This window comes from Paraburkholderia sediminicola (assembly GCF_046027825.1).
Taxonomy (GTDB): Bacteria; Pseudomonadota; Gammaproteobacteria; order Burkholderiales; family Burkholderiaceae; genus Paraburkholderia; species Paraburkholderia sediminicola_D.
The window spans coordinates 1-4,613 of the sequence record NZ_JAQQDU010000195.1 but is presented as its reverse complement, the minus strand read 5'-3'; the positions used below and the strand labels follow the sequence as shown (position 1 = coordinate 4,613).

Annotated in this window: 3 protein-coding genes and 1 pseudogene; 2 read left to right on the top strand and 2 right to left on the bottom strand. The window is 61.0% G+C overall.

Features of this window, described 5'->3' with window-relative positions:
* The coding region (locus PQQ96_RS41665) for a helix-turn-helix transcriptional regulator (RefSeq protein ID WP_408303187.1) at positions 1-733 on the bottom strand (733 nt) is incomplete at its 3' end.
* 121 nt (positions 734-854) lie between these two features.
* On the opposite strand from PQQ96_RS41665, the gene PQQ96_RS41660 reads away from it, so the two are divergent.
* Together PQQ96_RS41660 and PQQ96_RS41655 are read left to right on the top strand one after the other, a co-directional pair.
* Positions 855-2,258 carry an APC family permease gene (locus PQQ96_RS41660; protein ID WP_408303185.1) on the top strand — a complete coding sequence of 468 codons (1,404 nt, stop codon included), beginning with the start codon at positions 855-857 and terminating at the stop codon, positions 2,256-2,258.
* A gap of 18 nt (positions 2,259-2,276) precedes the next feature.
* Positions 2,277-3,410, top strand: coding sequence for a DmpA family aminopeptidase (locus PQQ96_RS41655; protein ID WP_408303183.1), 1,134 nt, complete (start codon positions 2,277-2,279; stop codon positions 3,408-3,410).
* A 151-nt stretch (positions 3,411-3,561) separates the two neighbouring features.
* Here PQQ96_RS41655 and PQQ96_RS41650 read toward each other — a convergent pair.
* Positions 3,562-3,960, bottom strand: a pseudogene (locus PQQ96_RS41650) (methyl-accepting chemotaxis protein); the annotation flags it as partial.
* Between the last annotated feature and the right edge of the window lie 653 nt (positions 3,961-4,613).

Sequence of the window (4,613 nt, the reverse complement as noted above, 5' to 3'; positions counted from 1 at the left end):
TGTTATAAAGATTTCTCCGATGCACCTTCACCGTCTCCGGCGAAATGGCTAGCCGCTCGGCAATCGCTTTAGACGAGTTACCGCGCAGCACCAACTGCGCGATCGCCATTTCCCTCTCCGACAGCAGCTCCGCCCCAAACCCGGCCAACGCACGCTCGACCCGTCCCGACAGATCGCCGCTCTCGACACTTTTGCTGGGCTCGGTGGCAAGGCGCGCCAAATGCTGCCGTATCGCCGCGACTAGCCAGGGCGTACATACCGCCAACCGTCCAAGCGCCTCCCCATCAAACCGCGCTTTCGCACCCAGGGACAACGACACAACGCCACCCGCAGGTGCAACATTGACGATCACCTGCAACTCATCCACCCCAACCGCATCGCGAAAGTAACTCAGGAAGTATTCGCTTTGCCGAAACAGATCAGGCGCCACCTCTTCAAGCCGATAAAGCCCATCGGCCAATCCATCATGCGCGGCCTGTAAAAACGGATCGAGCAGATAGAGTCCATTCAGATAGAGCGGCACCGGCGACGGCTTATCCGTACCCCCCGTATCGAATTCATCAAGCACCCGAGGCACCCCATCCTGACCGACGAGCAACGCCAGCGCATTGTCGAACGGCATGATTTCGTTGAGCAGAAGAATCAGATGCCGCCAGAACCGAGGCACCCCTAAATGGTCGATCACGCGCGCCAGCGCCTGATGCATTGCTACTTCCGTGAACAGTCGATCCATGCGTCTCCACCTAATTGGCGTAACCCTAAGCGGTAATAGCGTTGCGTAAATTGACTTCCTACACTGCGCCGGACAGTGCTCAAGTATGGACGCTGAAAAAATCATTGCAAAGGAGAGGACCATGGCGATCACGGAAACGTCGGTTACGGCGCAAGCCGCCTCCGAAGGGCTGGGCACGTCTGGCAAGCTGAAGCAGTCGCTCAGTGTGCGAGACGTGGTGATGATTACCGTATCGGGGGTGACGCCCGCCAGTTCCATCTTCGTGATCGCGCCGTTTGCGATCCAGCAGGCGGGCAGCGGGGCGGTGCTGTCGTTTCTGCTCGGCGGCGTGCTCGCACTGGCTTTCGCATTGTGCTATGCGGAATTGAGCGCGGCACATCGCAGCGCCGGGGGCGAGTACGTGATGGCAAAACGCGTGTTCGGCGCGCTGCCGGGCTATCTGACCTTCATCGCGGTGCTGGCTGTCAGCGTGTTCATTCCCGCCGTGCTGGCAAGCGGTGCAGCGCCGTATCTGAACAATGCACTCGGCACCAACTTTAGCAATCAGTCGGTGGCGCTCGCCATCGTCGTGCTCAGCTATGTTCTTGGCATTCTCAACATCAAGACCAACGCGTGGATTACCGGCGCGTTCCTGACGGTCGAAGTGTTGGTGCTTCTGCTCATTGCATATCTGGGATTCTCCGAGCCGCATCGCACCTTCAGTGCGTTGGTCCATCCCGAAGTCGCGAGCAACGGCGCGCTGATATCGGTGACGGCGGCCGCGATCATCCCTGCTGTAGGCACGGCGATCTTTTGCTACAACGGCTTCGGTGCAGCGGTGTTCCTCGCGGAAGATCTCGAAGGGGGCAACCGCAGCGTCGCGAAAGCCGTCATGGTTTCGCTGCTGGTCATTCTGCTGGTCGAGTTGATCCCGTTGACGGCGATCGTGCTCGGCGCGCCTTCGCTGATCGATATGTCGAAGAGCGCGGATCCGATCGGCTATGTGGTGCGCGAACTCAGCAACCCAGTCATCATGCGTGTGGTGAGCGCGGGGATTTTCCTGTCGGTGTTCAACGCGATCATCGCCATCGTGATTCAGGTAGGACGTCTGCTGTATAGCAGCGGCCGCCACGCACTATGGATGCGCAGTTGCAACCATGCATTCACACGCATTCATCCACGATTCGACTCGCCGTGGCTTGCCACGTTGACGCTTGCGATTCCGTCGGCGCTTCTGCTCTTTGTATCGAGCCTCGATGAACTGACCGCGTTCACGGTCGACCTGCTGTTGGTGATCTACATTGTGATCGCGGTGGCGGCGCTGGCCAGCCGCATCGTGCGACGCGACGTCGAGCACCATTACCGGATGCCGTTGTGGCCGCTGCCGCCGCTGGTGGCGATCATCGGCGCAACTTATACGTTGTATACGACGATGCGGAGCGCGGCCAAACCGACGGATCTGTACATCATTGGTGGATTGTTGGTGCTGGCGCTCGCGATGTATGCGGCATGGGCACGTCATAGCGTGACGTTTCGCGAACTTTGAATCGAAGGAAAACAGGCAATGCGTACAAGGGAACTCGGCATCCGTATCGGGCGCGGCACACCAGGGCGTTTCAATGCGATCACCGATGTCGCCGGCGTCCGTGTCGGGCATCACACGTTGAATGTGGACGCGGGCGATACGTCGGTGCACACCGGCGTGACCATCATTGAACCGCGGGCCGGCAGCGCGCGTAGGGAACCCTGCTTTGCGGGCTGTCACATTCTGAACGGTAACGGCGACGCAACGGGTCTCGAATGGATACGCGAGGCGGGCTTGCTAACGACGCCGATCGCGTACACGAACACGCACAGCGTTGGCGTGGTGCGCGACGCGCTGGTCGCGGCGGAACGGGACGAAGCCAAAGGTGAGGTGTACTGGTGCATGCCGGTCGTGCTCGAAACCTACGACGGGCTGCTCAATGACATCTGGGGGCAGCATGTCACCGCGGACCATGTGCATCGGGCGCGAGCCGAGGCGCGCACGGGGGAGGTGAATGAGGGGAACGTTGGCGGCGGCACGGGGATGATCTGCCATGAGTTCAAAGGCGGTATCGGCACGGCATCGCGGGTGCTGAAACCAACCGAAGGCGGCTGGACCGTTGGGGCGCTGGTGCAGGCGAACTATGGTCGGCGCGACGCGCTGCGGGTGGCGGGATATCCGGTGGGCGAGGTGCTCGGGGAGGTGTATTCACCGTTCCGACAAACCGAAGGACGGCGCACCGGGGAAGCGGGCATGGGCTCGATTGCCGTGACGCTCGCGACTGATGCGCCTTTGTTGCCGCATCAATGCACGCGCCTCGCACAGCGTGCGAGTGTTGGGATCGCTCGCATGGGCGGAGGCACTGAAGATTCTAGCGGCGATATATTTGTGGCCTTTTCAGTGGGCAATTCGGGACTGCCTGCGGTTAATTATGGGCGTGTTGGAAGGCCCACCACTGCCGTGGAGATGGTGAACAACGATCACATGTCTGCTTTGTTTTCAGTTGCCGCGGAGGCCGTTGAAGAAGCCATCGTCAATGCACTGCTGGCCGCTACGGATATGAGCGCGCGTGGCGGTCGTGCTGTGGCGCTCGGCTCTGAACGCTTGCTGTCTGCGCTGCGTGAGGTGGGATGGAAGCCTGATAATCCGCTTCATGTGCATCGCCGATTCTGAAGACCGCCACTGAATCGCGCAGGTCGCTTGCCCCGCTGGCCATGGATCGCGCGGCGGTGGAAACTTGCTCGACAAGTGCCGCGTTCTGCTGGGTGACCTTATCCATTTCGGCGACGGCGTGGTTGACCTGCTCGATGCCCGTCGTTTGCGTGGTCGACGCATGCGCGATCTTGCCCATGATGCCGGTGAGCTTATGCACTGATTGCATGACCTGGTCAATCGTCGCGCCTGCCTCGGCAACGAGGTGGGCACCGGCTACGACGTGTCCGGCCGATTGCTCGATCAACGCCTTGATTTCTTTGGCCGCTCCCGCGCTACGCTGCGCCAGCGTGCGCACCTCGCTCGCAACCACCGCAAATCCGCGCCCTTGGGTGCCGGCGCGGGCTGCTTCGACGGCGGCGTTCAGCGCGAGGATGTTCGTCTGGAACGCGATGCCTTCGATCACACTGATGATCTGCCCGACTTTCGACGAACTCGTGGAGATGTCCTGCATGGTTGTGACGACGCGCTCGACCACATGGCCACCCTGGACGGCGGTGTCGGAAGCCATGTTTGCAATCGCGCTCGCTTGCATGGCGTCCTCGCTGTTCTGCCTGACAGTGGAGGTCAATTCCGCCATGCTGGCAGCCGTCTGCTGCAGCGAGGCGGCCTGCTGCTCGGTACGTTGCGAAAGATCGGCGTTGCCCTCGGCCGTCTCGACGGCACGTACCGCGATCGATTCGGCTGAAGCCTTGATTTGCGTGACGATGGATGTCAGTTGCACGCGCATCGTTTCGAGCGAGGCCATCAGGCTATGTGAGTCGCCTTTGTTCAGTTTCACTGTCACCGCAAGATTGCCGGCGGCGATCTCCCGTGCCATGCGCTGTGCCTCGGCGGGTTCCGCACCAAGCTGCCTGAGTATGCCGCGCGTAATCAGAAACGCCGCCGTCAAGCCGATCAGCAGCGCGGTTGCTACCGAGACGGCGGTGATCACCCGCAAGGTCGCGTAGGTGGACGTGGCGTCGTCCGCTGCCGCCCGACTGCGGGCTTGTTCCAGCGTAAGGAGTTCGTCGAGGGTGGACAGCCAGACGGCCTGTTTCGGACGTACTTCGTTCACGAGGACCTTCACTGCTGCGTCCTGATCAGTCGACAGCGCCCAACTGCGTGCCTCCTTTTCGACGAGCGGCAAGGTTGCGGCTTCTTCCTGTTTTAGCCTGGTGAATG